Below are 16,444 nucleotides of genomic sequence, written 5' to 3'. Positions count from 1 at the left end.
AGTTTTTCGAACAGAAGTTTTCGCGAAAGCGAAGAGAAATTATACACCCACATAAAAATAGACAGCCATAAAATGGCAGAAAGTTCCCCCTAATACAAATACATGAAAGATAGCGTGATTAAACGGAATTTTAGAAATGCTATACAGTACAGCGCCAATGGTATAAGAGATTCCTCCCGCAAAAAGCCATGTTACTCCTGAGGGATGCAAGTTTTCAATCAGCGGACTATAGGCAAATAGTATGAGCCATCCCATAGCGACATATAAAATCGTTGAAAGGATATCAAATCTACCTGTAAAAAAAAGCTTTAGAATAATCCCTAAAAAGGCAATTCCCCAAGCCACTCCAAAAATCCACCATCCAGTTTCTCCCTCTAAGGTAACTAAGGTAAAAGGTGTGTAGGTACCTGCAATGAGTACATAAATTGCAGCATGGTCAAAAATATTTAAACGGGACCTCTGTATTGGTTTTGTAGCACTATGATATGCTGTAGAAGCAAAGTAGAGTATACACATACTTACACCAAATATGATTAGACTTACCGTAGCGGTTGTACTCACGCTTTCGCGAAAGCAAAACAAAAGTAATACAACACAACTCGCAACAAACCCAAAACCATGGGTCCAGATGTTTAACTTTTCTTCTAGCTGCGTGTATTCAAGAGATTTTTTTTTAGTCATCATTGTATGAGCTTTGAGAAAACATTAATAATTTTGAGGAATTTTTAGATGTATTGATGTACCTGTGTCTGATGTGTCAATGTGAAGCGTGCCATTAATTTCTTTAACTCGCTTTTTTACATTAGAGAGTCCGTAAGAATTAGTACTTATTTGAGTTTCGTCAAATCCTTTTCCATCATCTGTAACAGAAAGTATAATTGTTCCTTCTTCATTTTGAGAAATATAAACTACGATCATAGAAGCACCAGCGTGCTTGATTACGTTAGAAATGAGCTCAGACAGCGTTCTGTATAAATGTATACAAGTATTTTGTGATAAAGTGGTATCACCTATATTAATGTTTGAAATAATTTCAAGATCACTCAAAACATTCATTTTTTGTAAATACGTTGCAATAGTCTCACTAAAATTTGCTGCATTGATCTTGGGAGAATAGAGGTTATTAAGAAGGTAGCGGTAATCTTTACTAAAAGCATCTAGTGTTTCTTTTGCTTTCTTTTTGTCATCTGTAGCTATTTTAATGCGCAAAGCTGCTATATAACCGCCAAAGGTATCGTGTACTTCTGAGAGTAAATAATCTCGTTCACGTTCTTGTGTTTGTAACATACCTTCGTTAAAATTGTTCTTCAAATCTTCATTCAGGTTTCGCAGTCTTACAATATTTTTTTGAGCTTCTAATATGGTATTAAAGATATAATAGGTGAAGATTATAATCTCGATAATCAGCCCTAAATAATAGATATTCGAGACAAATTTTATAGTATACCAAGAGGAAGAAACAGATGGATTAATATATTGGGAGAGTAACATTGCAATTAGCGGTAGGGTAAATCCTATCACTAAATAAATGGGTAGTTTACCTCTTTTTGCTAATAAAATGTGATTAATTAAAAACACGATTATAATAACTTTCATTACTATCCATACATATAAGTAAAAGGTAGGGAAAGATGGGAATATCGCTTTGTAAAAGTATACCAGTAAAAATGGTATTGTCGTAAAGGCACATATCAAAAACACGCGTTTGATACGTAGCGTTTTTGATGTATAGTTGTAAAAATATACATAGAATAACGATAGTGCAGCGACACCTATAGTCTGAGAAAAACTTCGGCTGCTGGTCACTAAAAACCCAGAATCAGACCAAATATATTGCACGCCTATTCCTTTACCAGCTAGAAATTCGACAATGATGCAGAGTATATACACACAGTAAAAAAGGATGGAATACCGCTTTCGCGAAAGCGAGAAAAAAACCAATCCCACTACGATTAATACTAGAAAAGTAATAAATACTCCAAATAAAAAATATTCTGTTTCTACACGTTTAAAGAAATCATTTTCATTTTCTAAATAAAATTCTAATCGTGCGCGTCCACTCGCGTTTTTTACTTCTACAAAAAGTTGATCGCCAGCCTTTAATTTAGGTAGCTTCCAAGTAGGGTGTCTGTAGTACAAAGATTGATGTGGAAAATTTTCGTAAGAATTTATTTTTTGAAGAGATATAATCTCCTTATCCCTGAGTATATATACACGCGAATAGGAAATGTATGTAACGGCAATGCTTAAATAATTTAAGGTGATATCTTTTATAGTCTTTTGAAACCATAATGTTTCATTAGTGGTAGCAAAAATCTTTAAATTCGGATCTTTTCGAAAATTCCCTTGATTGTAATTTAATACAGCATCATTTACAGTAAAATTCTCATCTGTTGGAGTAGAATAGGAGGAGACGTCTGCATAAAAATCGGCAGTTTTAGAATGATTTGCACAACTACAAACTAGTAATAAAAAACATAAGTAAACAAATCGCATAGATATGTATCTACAATCTAAATTAAGATATTTAAAATAAAATATTACCTATCAGTCGTAGAGTTTTACCTCTGCGTCAAACAAAAAAGGCTATTCATAACTGAATAGCCTTACTTTATTGATCATAACACTTTAATTATTCTTCTTCTCCAGTGCGCTCACTTTCATTTCTAAATACTAATTGATCGTCAAATGCATCTAAAAGAATACTACTATTAGTTGCAATCTTCCCACTCAAAATCTCTTTTGATAGTTGATTAAGTACTTCTCGTTGCATCGCTCTTTTTACTGGACGTGCACCATATTCTGGCTGGAAACCAGCTTCAGCAAGGAAATCTATAGCTTGCTTTGTTGCGTCCAAGACTATGTTCTGTTGTAATAACATATTCTGGATTCCTTTAAATTGAAGCTTAACAATGTCACGTACATCCTTTCGCGTAAGCGGACTAAACATTACAATATCATCAATTCTATTTAAGAACTCAGGACGTATGTTTTGTTTGAGCAATCCAAGCACATCTACTTTTGCAGCTTCCATAGCGCTATCTACATCTGGAATCGCTTCAAAACGCTCTTTTATAATATGGCTACCCATGTTAGAAGTCATAATAATAATTGCATTTCTAAAATCTGCAGTTCGCCCTTTGTTGTCTGTTAATCTCCCTTCATCAAGCACCTGTAGCAGCACATTAAAAGTGTCTGGATGCGCTTTTTCAATTTCGTCCAAGAGTACGACAGAATACGGTCTACGTCTTACGGCTTCTGTAAGCTGTCCACCTTCATCATAACCTACATATCCTGGAGGTGCTCCTACCAGACGACTTACAGAATGACGTTCTTGATATTCACTCATATCAATACGTGTCATGGCTTGCTCATCATCAAAAAGATATTCTGCTAGTGCTTTTGCAAGCTCAGTTTTACCAACTCCGGTTGTACCTAAGAACAGAAAAGAACCAATAGGCTTTTTTTGATCTTGTAAACCAGCACGGCTACGTCTTACAGCATCACTCACCGCAATAATAGCCTCTTCTTGACCTACCACACGTTTGTGAAGCTCATCTTCTAGCTTTAGAAGCTTCTCGCGTTCTCCTTGCAGCATTTTTTGAACAGGAATCCCAGTCCATTTTGCGACCACCTCTGCTATATCTTCGCTCGTAACTTCTTCTTTTATAAGCGAAGTCTCTGCTTGATCTGCAAGATCTTTTTGTAATTCTTCAAGATGTTCTTGCGCTTCTTTTATTTTACCGTATCTCAACTCTGCCACAAGGCCATAATTTCCTTCTCTTTCTGCTTTTTCTGCTTCAAGTTTATAGTTTTCTATGTCTTGTTTAGCACTTTGCACATTCTCAACAATATCCTTTTCAGACTGCCACTGTGCACTCAACTCATTACGCTCTTCTTTAAGGTTTGCAAGATCTGCGCGAAGCGATTTTAATTTAACTTCATCTTTCTCTCTTTTAATGGCCTCAATTTCAATTTCAAGTTGCATCACTCGGCGATCTAAAACGTCTAGCTCCTCTGGTTTGGAGTTGATCTCCATACGCATTTTTGCAGCAGCCTCATCCATTAAGTCTATGGCTTTATCTGGAAGAAAACGACTTGTAATGTAGCGTTGTGATAATTTTACCGCAGCAATAATCGCATCATCCTTAATGCGCACTTTATGGTGCGTTTCGTATTTATCCTTAATACCTCGTAGAATTGAAATAGCACTTTCTGTGTCTGGCTCGTCTACAGTTACCTTTTGGAAACGGCGCTCAAGTGCCTTATCCGCTTCAAAATATTTTTGATATTCATCAAGCGTAGTGGCTCCAATTGCCCGCAATTCTCCACGCGCAAGAGCGGGTTTTAAAATATTTGCAGCATCCATTGCGCCTTGACCACCACCAGCTCCTACAAGTGTGTGTATCTCGTCAATAAACAGCACAATATCTCCAGCGCTTTCAGTTACTTCCTTAATGACCGCTTTAAGACGTTCTTCAAACTCACCTTTAAATTTTGCTCCTGCAATTAGAGCTCCCATATCTAAGGCAAAAATCTGTTTATTTTGTAAATTTTCTGGAATATCTCCATCTACAATACGATGTGCCAATCCTTCTGCAATTGCAGTTTTACCAGTACCAGGTTCTCCTACAAGAATAGGATTATTTTTAGTACGTCTAGTTAAAATTTGTAATATCCTGCGTATTTCTTCATCACGACCTATAACAGGATCTAACTTCCCATCCCTAGCGAGCTGGTTTAGATTTTTTGCATACTTATTTAAAGAGTTATATGTTTCTTCTGCATTTTGAGAAGTAACACGATTCCCTTTACGTAGTTCTTCTATCGCTGCACTTAAATGTTTTTCTGTAACTCCTTGATCTTTCAAAATCTGAGCGACTTTACTTTTAGAAGTAAAAATGGCTAAAATTAAATGTTCAATAGAAACATATTCATCGTTCATTTTTTTAGCAATGATACTCGCTTCATTTGCTGTTTTGCTTGCTTCTCTGCTTAGTGTCATGTCACCACCAGTTACCTTGGGAAAGCTTTGTAAGGTGCTATCTAAAATTTGTTGAAGTAACGGAACGTTTACATCTAACTTTTGTAATAAAAAAGGGGTAACGTGTTCATCTACTTCAAAGATTCCTTTGAAAATATGTTCATTTTCTATTTGTTGATGCCCTAATTCTTGAGCAATTTGTTGGGCCTTCTGGATGGCCTCTTGTGATTTTATAGTATAATTATTAAAATTCATTGTTTATATTTTTTATAAAATAATAGGGAAAAGATTCCTTACTATTTATCTATGATTATCATTTTCATATCCATAAGACAACTACTATTCCAATTAAAATTAAAGACAAAATGTCTTGCGATCATTGGTTTTAACTGACCTTTTGACTGTTTTAAGAATTCTTTTACGCTTTCGCGAAAGCGTAACTTAAGATCAATAGCTATCTTTATTATAAAACAATAAATATGGGAATTTTTAATTCTGTCTTTGGTGGAAACGCATCAGAAAATAAATCAAAAAGTGGTTTACCTTGGCAGCAACTTACAACTGTTGAACAATTAGATGAAATAATTGAGCTTTCAAAAACAAAGCCTGTAGCAATTTTTAAACACTCAACCACTTGTGGTATCAGTAGAATGGCTTTGCGCTCCTTTGAATCTGAATATGATATAGAATCAAGCGAATTAGATTTGTATTTCTTAGATTTAAAAGCGTATAGAGCTGTTTCTAACGAAATTGCAAATCGTTTTGAAGTAGAACATCAAAGTCCGCAACTTATTTTAATAAAGAATGGCACTGCGGTGTATCATGACTCTCATGGAAGTATAAGTGCTGCTACTTTAAAAAGTAAGATCTAGAGTACCACCTCCTTATCCAAGGGCTTTCTTAGTTACCCAAGCACGGTATCCAATTATAGCTAATTGCCATTTTTTTGCTTGAGCTAGATCAAGTCCCTTTTTTGAATAGGAGGGAAGAATGGATTTATTAATTTTTGCGAGTGTTTTATAAATAGATGTAGACATAAGAGACAGATAATTAGTAAAAAAGCTGTTACTCATATAGTAACAGCTTTTTGATTAAAACTTATTTGTAACGATAATTTGTTTAATTCTATTTTTTAAATCCTCTCCTGCATCATAAATCATTTGCTCATTTGTAGGAAAAGGAACTGCTCTATTGCGAGTATATGTGTATAAGTCATCTTCTAATGCTCTCCTGTCACCTGTAAAGGTTGCATACCGATGATCAAAAACAAATTCTGATGTAAGTGGATACGTATCCATTACTTGATTTGTTATTAAGTTTATGTAGCGTACTCTTCCAGTTACATTTACCGCCTTAGATTGATTAAACTCATGATATGTACTACGTACTGTTATCATATTGTCTACTTCAATTTTCTCACCGTCTTCACCGTACACAAAATTTCCATCGTCATCCTTCAAAAACTTTGTGCCGTCTTTGACAATTTTTTCTTTTTGTAATTCTCGTTCTCTTATACTTTCAGGTGAAATATTGATCTCTGTAAAGGTAATTTGAATTTCGTAATCATAGTTTACGTTAGGTTGCGAACTCGTATGATATACTGTCCAAAAATCATCTAAGTCGTACGTTGAAAAATCTGTAAGCTCATCTTCTAAACGTATAGGTAATGCAATCTGGGTGTCATTTGTAAGTAATACATTGATAAAATCTGTACCTTTTTCATGTATTTCCCGCATCAGTTGTTCTGTCTTTTTATACCTAGGTTTTAATTCATTTATATATTTTAAATCTTCATGAATAGCGCGATAAGCTGCTTTTGAAGTTGCATTACTTATATTATAATTACTTTGCTCATATAGTGATGATACTAGCTTATCTTTTACAGTGATAAGTTCATCATCATAGTTTTCAAAAACAAAGTTTGCATTTCTATTTTCGGAAAGAATTTTTAGAGGTAAAATAGGTCTAATACGTTTTTGACGTTGTTCAAGTTTAATGTACGTTCTGTAAATTTTTTCAAGATTTGTTTCTTGATTTTCTTTTATTAAAAAATTAAGCCTATCGGTATCTCTTTGCTTTGCTTTTGCAAATGCTTCTTCTAAAAGGAGTACATATTCTTGTTTTCCTTTTTTCTCTGGATTTTTCTTAAGCTTACTAAGTGAGATCCGAATAGCTTCATCGTAATTACCACTATTAACTCGTGCTGTGGTATTTTTTACGGTTGTACAATTACTCACAAATGTTGCAGTAAATAGAATAAGTAGAATTCTTTTCATAAAGGTAAATGTATAGGTTCGTACTGATTAATCCAACCAGCATGCCAAAGATTAGCACATAAGTCAAAAATTTAAAAAGGCTAACCTTTTGGGTTAGCCTTTTATTGATCGATTGATTTTCTATTATCCAAAGATAAGTTCTAATGTGGTAACAATAATTTGAATCATAATGACTGGTTTTAAAATTTGATTGATGAATGTTGATTGATTGATGATAGTTTATCTAAATCTACTAGCTCTTATAAATTATGAACCATAGTAGTGACGATATAACTTATAGATAGACTTACCATAAAAATGGTATAAATACCTAAAGCTTTGTTTGTCTTAGGATTTGAAGTTGTGTCGTTTTGTGGTTTCATAGTAGTAAGATTTTAAGTGGTTATTATTAGTTTGTTTGTTATTGATGAAACAAAGAAGCAAGGTTTTAAAAAGTATAACAAGGAAAAATTAAATTATTAATGAAATTAACAATACATATGTAATTTAAAAGATGAGATATATTGAAATGTGTAATTACATTTCCTTTAAATATGTTTTAATATATAATTATATTGATGAATATTGTTTGGAACTATAATTTTTGTAGAGGCTTTTTTGATCTTTTAGAAAAACTGTAGGTATTTTTAAAACAGTTTTCCAGTAAAATTTAGGTTTCCATCATTTTCTTATTTATTGCTTTATAATTTTGAAGCAAAAAAAATTGTCACTTTCAATTAGAAAGTGACAATTAACTTACTCGATAAATTAAGTTATTTGAGCTCGATTAGCATAACTCCATCTTTCCCTTTATCCCCATACTTTGCAATGGCAACTTTACCTTGTAATATTGAAATGTGTTTTATGGTAGATGGATCTAACTTGAGAACTTCTGTATACGAGGTTTCTTTGTTATCTATAAAATACATCCAATTTTCTTGTATGTTTTCTAAATGTCCTTCTCCACGGCCAGTTAAAGAGTCCTTTCCTATTGTAGCTTTTTCTAGAGTACTTTGAGGTGATAGCTGTTGAAGCATTTGAAGTTTTAAGCTATCGCCTGATGCAATACTACTCGTTTTTAAAGAATCAACTGCGATATTATTTTGAAGTCTGTTAGATACTTCAATACGGTTTCGTATTTCAGTTTTACGTTCTTCTATTTCTTGGAGGGCATATTTTATCACGTAATCTTCAACAGTATTAAGACTATCAAACTTTTGTGAGAGTGTATCTCGTTTACTGCTCAAGATAATTGGTTTTAAGTAATCAATACTTTCTAAAGTTCCGATGCCAATTCCCCATTTTACGTCATTGTAGATATAGATATCAGCAATTGGGTAAGAACTTAGTGAACCGTATTTTTTAGTGTTATTATAAGGATCAGTAATTTCTAACCGTATATTCGTTATTTCTTCTTGAGCATTATAATCAACATCGCTATACTCTAGTGTAGTATCATATTTTTCCTTAAGAATTTTTGTAAGAGCTTGTAATTCTTCAATAGCTGTATACTTTGTGATTTTAAAACTATATGTCCATTTTAAAATCAGACTATCAGAAATATGTCTACTCTCAATTTTGCTCAGAGGTGTGTGAACACTATCTAAAGACTTTAACTTAGTATTATGATTAGTGAGTAAATTAGAGCTTATTGAAGCTTTCGATATTCTAGAAACAATTTGATCTGGAGTAATGGACAGTAAAGAGGTTGTATCACTAAAAATGATTTCTTTGTCACTATCTACCATAATAGAATACTGATTGGAACTTTCAAAATTTTCTGAGTTAATAGTAAGTTGCTTTTGAAAATTCTCATTTAATGAAAATCTTGTCAGTAATGTAAAACCTGCGAGTCTATTTTCATTTGTAAATAGTCTATCACCGAATTTAATTTGAATGTTTTTCCAGTGATCGGCAACATACTTTTCGATACGATTTAGCTTCTTATCATCGGTAGCGGTATCAATATAAAAGAGATCTCTTCCAGTATTAATTGATGGTGTTACAATTTCCGCTTTCGCGAAAGCGGTATCATCCTCTTCCACATATTTGATCACCTCTTTTACATTAAAAGAGTACATAAAAACAGAAAGAAAAGGCAAGACTAAACTAAGCTTCCAAAGATTTCTTTTTCGAGATTGTGGTGTATTGAGCATAATAATTCGTTTTTTGATAAATGATTTATAAAATTGATTAGTGAGCGCCAGTTCATTTAAGGCTGATGAGACCTTTACTAATGACCGTTGATACTCTTTGATATTATGAATTTTTTGAACTGCTTCGCAATCGGCTATATATTCTAAATTCTCTTCTACGCTTTTTTTGTAAAGCCATGCAATAGGGTTACACCACTGTATAATAAGTATGATTTGCGATACTAGGATATCAATAGAATGCCATTGACCCGCATGTACTTTCTCGTGTTCCAATACTAATTTGAGTTCATAATTAGTGTGTAATTTATTGTTGTAAACGATGAATGAGAAAAATGAGAAGGGTGCTATTTTTTGCTCACAATGTATAAATGTGTAGCCTTTATTCTTTTTGATTACCACACCAGAGCTAATCAATTTTAATAAAGAGAGAAGCTGAATGATAAAACGTATGCTCATTAAAAAAACACCTACAAAATAGATAATGAGTACTACATGCCACCAATCTATGGGAGTATTAGTTAATAGAACATTTTCACTAGGTATGAATGCCAAATCAGACACTCTAGCTGGACTAAAAGATGATTGCAATGGAATACGTACTTCTTTAAGTTTTTCAAATATTACTAAAGGTAAAATTATAGCTGATAAAATACCGATCAATAAATAGCGTCTTTTTACTTTAAAAAAAGTACTATTTCTAAGCGCCAAAAAGTAAATGAAGTAGAAAATTCCAAGTACTATGCTGCTTTTTCCTATATATGCTAAATATTCCACCGCTTTATTTCTTTTCTATGATAGCCAAAATTTCTCGTAGTTCATCTGCTGATATTTTTTCTTCTTTGGCAAAAAACGATACCATATTCTTATATGAATTATCAAAAAATTTTTGACTAGCAGTTTGCATAAATTCTTTTTTATAATCTTCGAATTTCACCACGGGATAGTATTGATGAGTTTTTCCAAAAGCTTGATGCCCCACGTAACCTTTATCCTCAAGGTTACGGACTATAGTAGAAACTGTATTGTAATGATTACCCTCTGGAAGCACTACAACAACTTCTTTAATGAATGCCTTCTTTAGTTTCCATAAGACATGCATTACCTCTTCTTCTTTATTTGTGAGTTTTTCCATTTTTGTACTTTAAAGATTACTAACTCAAACATACAACTACAATTTTAGTTACACAACTATTTTTTTAGTTTTAAAACTATTTTTATAGTTATTAGTGTTAAAAAAAGACCACAGCTATTGACTGTGGTCTTTTTTTTAGTTCTACTATATAGAGTTTTTCTTATTTTTTTATAAAAAAAATAGATATAATAATTTTGGAGTTAATTTTGTGCAGAAAAACTTTTGCTTTAATTGGAGTCAAAAACCATTATTAGTTAAGTAGAAAATGAAAAATTTCTACATTTTTTGTTCATAAATATTTTTAGGAGCTTCTTGCTAAAATGACATTACGCTCTAATGTAAGCTATACTATAAGTAGTTTTAGGAACTATAGAACTTTCTCTGCTAAATACCGTTGCACTTCATATACATCTATATTTTTGTTAAACTTTTTACTTACACTGGGTGTGTTCTCACTTGAAATCCAAATTTTGAGTTCTGCATCAAGATCAAAAGTGCCTGCGTTTTCTAGAGAAAATCTAGAGATACTTTTATATGGTAAAGATTTATACTCCATTTTTGAGCCTGTAAAGCCTTGCACATCTATAAGAATGAGTCTTCTATTTGTAAACATAAAAACATCTCTTAGTAAAGTAAATCCCAACTCGATGTTCTCAGAGTCCATTAAAAGACGCCCATATTTTTCAGTGAGTTTTTCTGGAGATACTTCACCTGCATTTCCTAAAATCTTATTTAGTAATCTCATTTTAATTTGCGTTTAAATAGTCAATGCTTAATTGGCTCAAAGCCTTTACACCTAATTGAAAACCCCTTTCATCAATATAGAAATCTGGAGTGTGATGAGGAAAAGCCTCTATATTATCTGGTGTCATTCCGCCTAGGAAGAAATAAAAACCTGGCACTTTCTCTTGAAAATAAGAAAAGTCTTCTCCACCAGTAACTGCCTTTTGAGAATTTAGGTTGTCTTTACCTGCAATAGACTGTAGCGTAGGTAGCATTTTACTTGTAAGTGCGGGGTCATTATAAGTGACAAGTGTCATTTCTTGCCAGTCTATAGTTGCCTCACCACCATACGCTTTGGCAATATCACGCGCCATCTCTGTCATGCGGCGTATAATTTTCTCTCGCATGTCAGGATCGAGTGTTCGCACCGTACCTATCATCTCTGCACTCTCTGGAATAATATTAAAGCGAAGCCCAGAAGTGATTTTTCCAACAGTAATCACAGCAGCTTCATCTGTTAATTTACTTTCTCTTGAGATAATACTTTGAAAACCATCTATAATTTTTGCAGATATTAAAATAGGATCAACACCAGACCAAGGTTGACTTCCGTGAGTTTGCTTACCTTTTACATTAACCACAAATCGCTCTACGGCAGCCATAGTGCCGCCAGCTTTGTAACGAATAGTGTTTACAGGAGTACTACTATTAATATGTAACCCAAAGATTGCATCTACCTTTGGGTTTTCCAATACCCCTTCCTTAACCATTAATTTTGCGCCACCTTCTTCTCCCGGAGGCGGACCCTCTTCTGCTGGCTGAAATATAAATTTTACAGAGCCTTTGATCTTGTCTTTATTTTTAGATAATACCTCAGCAACCCCCATAAGAATAGCTGTATGAGTATCGTGACCGCAAGCATGCATAACACCTGTATCAGATCCTAAAAAGGTAGTTGTTACCGTAGATTTAAATGGTAGATCATTACGTTCGGTCACAGGTAAAGCATCAATATCTGCTCTAAGCGCAACTACTTTTCCAGGCTGATCTCCTTTTAGCAATCCTACCACTCCTGTTTTTGCCACGCCCATTTGAACTTCGATACCTAGAGATTTCAGGTGTTTAGCTATTTTCTCAGCAGTTTTAAATTCCCGGTTCCCAAGCTCTGGGTTTTGGTGAAAATCACGTCGCCATTGTATTACCTTATCTTCCACAGAAGCGATGTCTGAGTCAAAAGAAGTTTGCGCTTTCGCGAAAGCGAATACCATTACCATAAATAGGAAGGCTGAAATTTTTTTAATCATACTATCTAGTTTTTATAAGAGCAGTTTATCGTCTTATATTTAAAATTTATTTTCTTATAATCTTATTAGGAAACACCACGGGACTTTCGTGACCATTTTTACCAATTGCTGCCACGCCAAAGAAAAAATTATCTATAACAATTCCTTCTAAGGTAGTAGATGTGGTGTTTTCTATTAATCTAGCATTATCCCAAGTAGGGGAGGTGGTATCTCTCCAGTATACCTTATATGCTATAGCACCGTCTACAGCATCCCATTCTAATCTAGCACTTGCTTCTACAATACCGCCTATACCGACACTTTTTGGGGCAGGAGGCGCCCATGCAATACTTGCAAGATTAATAGCATTTACAGCCGTTAGTTTTGCTACATAAGGAACGTTTACATGCTGGAAGGTATCACCATATTCTATACCATTCTCTGTACGTATATCTTGATGTTGTTGTGTGTAATTTTCATGTGCCTCCATGATACGTATTCCTGCAAAGCCAGCATCATTAAATGGTCTATGATGCCCACCACGGCCAAAGCGGTCTAGTCTATAAATCATCATAGGGTTCATTTCTGGCATATAGGTTTTAGTTGTTTTGTAAACATAACGTGCGAGTTGTCTAGAGATTCCGTCTACCTCGCCGCCATAAAATCTTCTCATTATACGTTCGCGTTCAGATTCAGTAGGAGGAACGGGTTCTGAAAATATACGGAAAGACCTGTTGTCTATTACACCATCTACACCTTGTATATTTCCGATCATATCATTATTTAAAATACCTATGATATCCCAATTTTGCTCTTTTGCATAAGCAGCTAATCCTTTACCTCCATATAATCCTTGCTCTTCTCCAGATAATCCTACATATATAATACTGTTTTCAAAGGAATATTTTGATAGCACACGTGCTGCTTCTAATGTTCCTGCCATACCGCTAGCATTATCATTTGCGCCGGGAGCATCATCTATGTAATTATTGGGGTCTGAGATTCTACTATCTATATCTCCACTCATTACAATATAGCGATTAGGGTATTTTTTACCCTTCTGGATGGCTACCACATTAACAACCGCTACATCTTTTGTAATACGATCATTATCGCCCTTTTTTACTAAATTACTTTGATAAAAAACTTCGAGACATCCATTGCAGGAAGTAGCCGTTTTTTCAAACTCACTTTTAATCCATCTTCGTGCAGCACCGATACCTCTTGTTTGTGAGAGGGTATCACTTAAAGTATGTCTAGTGCCAAAATCTGCTAGTTTTTTTACATCAGTTTTAAGGCGTTCTTCAGAAATTGCATCTATAATGTCGTATAGTCTAGTATCTGTTTGTGCAGTTGTAGTGGCGATAGTAGCATATAGGAGCGTAAATACGCATGCTGATTTAAAAAGTAAAGGGAGTTTGTGAGTGATTTTCATCATTGTTTTCTTTTTTCATAAAGTTACGAAACAATGTTTTGAAAGAAGTACGCTTTCGCGAAAGCGTATCTAAATGAAGTTTACTCCAGAAGTTCAATAGTCCCAAATACTCCCGCATCTATCCACCCACGGTTTTTATCTTTACCAGGAATAGTTACCGAACCTATGAAGTTTTCACGTTCTGAACTGGTATCATTATCGCAGTATGCAAGAGCAAATCCTAGTTGTTGACCTGCAGAAAGCAAGACTGGGTCATTAAGTTGACCATCTTTATAACGATCACCATATACAGTCATTTTACACTCCCATATAGTCGTGTTTTCTATGGTTTTGCGTTGTGATATCACATGATTGTTATATAATGTAGGAACAGAGCCAGGAGCTACATCTACTACATTTCCATCTAAGGCTACGTGATAGGCAAAGGCGTTATGTGTAAATTGATGGCCACCTCCAGAATTATCTGCATCTATAAAAATCTCAAGACAATCGTCATCCCACCATAAGGTGAGAGGATCACTTTCTTTATCATATAGAATATCGTCTTTAATTTCTGCAAGTATATAAATGGCCTGAGAGGTCCATGTGAGCTTATATCTTCCTTCAAAGTCCTCTGTTGAATATTCTTTCCCTAACCAGCGTTCATTAAGATCATACCATTTTGCACTAGACCAAGCAACATCATTTGAAATCCCATCAATTTTAGGCGCCACTGTAGCCTTTTTAATTTTTCTCAATTGATGATTTGTCTTAGCATTAATAATTACAGACGTATCTTCTTTCAAAATTTCTTGAGAAGCACTCGTGTCTTTGCAACTGTAAACAGTAGATATACTAATTAATAGCAAACGATATATTATTTTCATAAGAGCTCTATAAGATAATTACAGAAAAATAACCTGGGTGATTTTACCATCAATCACCTTGCTGATAACCACCCCATATTGATGATTTTTACCTACAGTGATTTTTTCATGATCTATAACATAGTTTCCAATCGCTATTCTATTTTTAATGGTTACGTGTAGATCTGGTATGTCACTAAACATCTCTTGATAGCTTTTTCTTGCATCATCGATGCTTTGATAAACAATTTCTGAAGGAAAGTTTAAAAATGCCGCATCCTTATTAAAAAGTGTCATAAAGCCTTTTAAGTCTTGACTGTTATAATATTCAATCTGAGAATCTATAATAGATTGAGCATTTTTTGAAAGGGGTTTGGGAGTAATAAACGTCATGGAGGTAATCTTACCGTTCCCAACTGTGTACAGGGTGACTTGTTTGTGTTTTCTGTCTACAAAATTTACGAGCTCCTCATCAATTACAAAGTTTTTATAGATTATCCTGTTAATGACAGATACAGTTATGGGTGGTTTATTTTGGAAAATCTTTTCATAATTAGAGCGTAATAGTTTCTGCCCTACATAGAGTGTATCTGAAATGAAGTTGCTGACGGTTACATTATTTGAAAATGCTTTTAAAAATGGTTCCAATTCTTTTTTATTAAAAGGCTCTATATGCTTTTTAACAATAACACCAGGAGAAACCTCAGATACGATAGCGAGTTGATCTCCTTTAGGAGAGACTGTAATTCGTGATAGGTTTTTTAAATTTTCATCCTCAAAGGTGTTTAGTACTGTCCAGCTACGTTTTTTCTTAGTTTTTAGTAAGATACTTGACTCATATGTAGCTAGTAATGATCCATCAGGAAGCCATGCAATATCTTCAACCCTTTGAGGGATTGCTGTAATTGTTTTTATATTCTTTGTTTTTGGATCAATTGATTTTACATACCACTCATCATTTGTCTTATCAATAAAACTAACAAGATTTGAATTAGGTATTTTATGAAACGAGCGTCCAACGATGATATTTAAGTCTTCACTTTTATTATTTAGAAGATCGTAGGTAACGAGATGTAATTTTTTATTTACAATGGTAGCACTTACAATAGTCTGATTATCCGCCCAAGTATAATATGCAATTACGGCATCATCTATTATTTCTTTTAATTTTGGATTACGTGGTTCATAACGATATAAACGTTGGCGTCCATCGGGATCCAGTCTTACTGCAGACACAGCACGATCTCCAGGGATTAACTGTGGTGAGTATTCTCCACCTATAGTTTTTGTGTTAAGTGTAGTTTTTGTACCACGTACGTATTTTACTATTTCTGTATTGCCATCTATAGTACCTGAATAGATGAGTGCATTTTTACCTAAAAAGAATGGTTGGTTATCATATCCCTCGGTATTTGAAATATTTTTTTGGTTAGACAATTTTATTTTACCATCCTTTTCGGTAATATCAAAAAGGTAGATTTCAGTATCTGATTGAGCCAGAATGGTCTGTGTAGCTAAAAAGCAAAATAGGAATAGGATTAGGACTCTCATGAATTATGATTAAAAGAGAAAGATAGGGATAATCACGCTTTCGCGAAAGCGTAAAACTAAAACTGACCAAACTCTCAACG

The 16,444-nt window shown here is 34.0% G+C and carries 14 protein-coding genes; 1 reads left to right on the top strand and 13 read right to left on the bottom strand.

Annotated features, from left to right (window positions below; translation table 11 throughout):
- Positions 1 to 39 precede the first annotated feature (39 nt).
- The 3 genes from trhA to clpB all read right to left on the bottom strand — a co-directional run bounded on the left by trhA (position 40) and on the right by clpB (position 5,239).
- On the bottom strand, positions 40 to 684 hold the full coding sequence (gene trhA, locus OD90_RS03105; protein ID WP_315897467.1) for a PAQR family membrane homeostasis protein TrhA: 645 nt from the start codon (positions 682 to 684) through the stop codon (positions 40 to 42).
- Positions 685 to 705: 21 nt separating this feature from the next.
- Positions 706 to 2,496, bottom strand: a complete 1,791-nt coding sequence (locus OD90_RS03100; protein WP_144666428.1) for an ATP-binding protein — start codon at positions 2,494 to 2,496, stop codon at positions 706 to 708.
- A gap of 136 nt (positions 2,497 to 2,632) precedes the next feature.
- Positions 2,633 to 5,239: an ATP-dependent chaperone ClpB gene (gene clpB, locus OD90_RS03095; protein WP_144666425.1), complete on the bottom strand. Its 2,607-nt coding sequence runs from the start codon at positions 5,237 to 5,239 to the stop codon at positions 2,633 to 2,635.
- 224 nt (positions 5,240 to 5,463) lie between these two features.
- Between clpB and ytxJ the strand changes: the two genes are divergently transcribed.
- Positions 5,464 to 5,856: a bacillithiol system redox-active protein YtxJ gene (gene ytxJ / locus OD90_RS03090; protein WP_144666422.1), complete on the top strand. Its 393-nt coding sequence runs from the start codon at positions 5,464 to 5,466 to the stop codon at positions 5,854 to 5,856.
- A 12-nt stretch (positions 5,857 to 5,868) separates the two neighbouring features.
- Here the strand turns inward: ytxJ and OD90_RS03085 are convergent, their stop codons facing one another.
- From OD90_RS03085 to OD90_RS03045, 10 genes are all read right to left on the bottom strand, one after another.
- Positions 5,869 to 6,009, bottom strand: a complete 141-nt coding sequence (locus OD90_RS03085) for an SsrA-binding protein (RefSeq protein WP_144669624.1) — start codon at positions 6,007 to 6,009, stop codon at positions 5,869 to 5,871.
- Between the two features lie 66 nt (positions 6,010 to 6,075).
- A complete protein-coding gene (locus tag OD90_RS03080; protein ID WP_144666420.1) occupies positions 6,076 to 7,260 on the bottom strand; it encodes a hypothetical protein in 1,185 nt (394 codons plus the stop codon).
- Positions 7,261 to 7,499: 239 nt separating this feature from the next.
- Positions 7,500 to 7,622 carry a hypothetical protein gene (locus OD90_RS13250; RefSeq protein WP_261374456.1) on the bottom strand — a complete coding sequence of 41 codons (123 nt, stop codon included), beginning with the start codon at positions 7,620 to 7,622 and terminating at the stop codon, positions 7,500 to 7,502.
- 390 nt (positions 7,623 to 8,012) lie between these two features.
- Positions 8,013 to 10,055 carry a M56 family metallopeptidase gene (locus OD90_RS03075; protein ID WP_144666417.1) on the bottom strand — a complete coding sequence of 681 codons (2,043 nt, stop codon included), beginning with the start codon at positions 10,053 to 10,055 and terminating at the stop codon, positions 8,013 to 8,015.
- Positions 10,056 to 10,173: 118 nt separating this feature from the next.
- On the bottom strand, positions 10,174 to 10,527 hold the full coding sequence (locus OD90_RS03070; protein WP_144666414.1) for a BlaI/MecI/CopY family transcriptional regulator: 354 nt from the start codon (positions 10,525 to 10,527) through the stop codon (positions 10,174 to 10,176).
- A gap of 367 nt (positions 10,528 to 10,894) precedes the next feature.
- Positions 10,895 to 11,272, bottom strand: coding sequence for a PH domain-containing protein (locus tag OD90_RS03065; RefSeq protein WP_144666411.1), 378 nt, complete (start codon positions 11,270 to 11,272; stop codon positions 10,895 to 10,897).
- A gap of 1 nt (position 11,273) precedes the next feature.
- A complete protein-coding gene (locus OD90_RS03060) occupies positions 11,274 to 12,518 on the bottom strand; it encodes an amidohydrolase (RefSeq protein WP_409994638.1) in 1,245 nt (414 codons plus the stop codon).
- A gap of 82 nt (positions 12,519 to 12,600) precedes the next feature.
- Positions 12,601 to 13,971 carry a M28 family peptidase gene (locus tag OD90_RS03055; RefSeq protein WP_261374455.1) on the bottom strand — a complete coding sequence of 457 codons (1,371 nt, stop codon included), beginning with the start codon at positions 13,969 to 13,971 and terminating at the stop codon, positions 12,601 to 12,603.
- A 77-nt stretch (positions 13,972 to 14,048) separates the two neighbouring features.
- Positions 14,049 to 14,834 carry a sugar-binding protein gene (locus OD90_RS03050; RefSeq protein WP_144666404.1) on the bottom strand — a complete coding sequence of 262 codons (786 nt, stop codon included), beginning with the start codon at positions 14,832 to 14,834 and terminating at the stop codon, positions 14,049 to 14,051.
- Between the two features lie 18 nt (positions 14,835 to 14,852).
- Positions 14,853 to 16,364 (bottom strand): nuclear transport factor 2 family protein, encoded by a 1,512-nt coding sequence (locus tag OD90_RS03045; RefSeq protein ID WP_144666401.1) that lies wholly within the window; start codon positions 16,362 to 16,364, stop codon positions 14,853 to 14,855.
- Positions 16,365 to 16,444: the final 80 nt, after the last annotated feature.

The sequence above is a fragment of the Dokdonia sp. Hel_I_53 genome, from assembly GCF_007827465.1.
Classification (GTDB): Bacteria; Bacteroidota; Bacteroidia; order Flavobacteriales; family Flavobacteriaceae; genus Dokdonia.
Note: the sequence above shows the minus strand (reverse complement) of the source record. Positions and strands in the feature narration are given on the sequence as shown.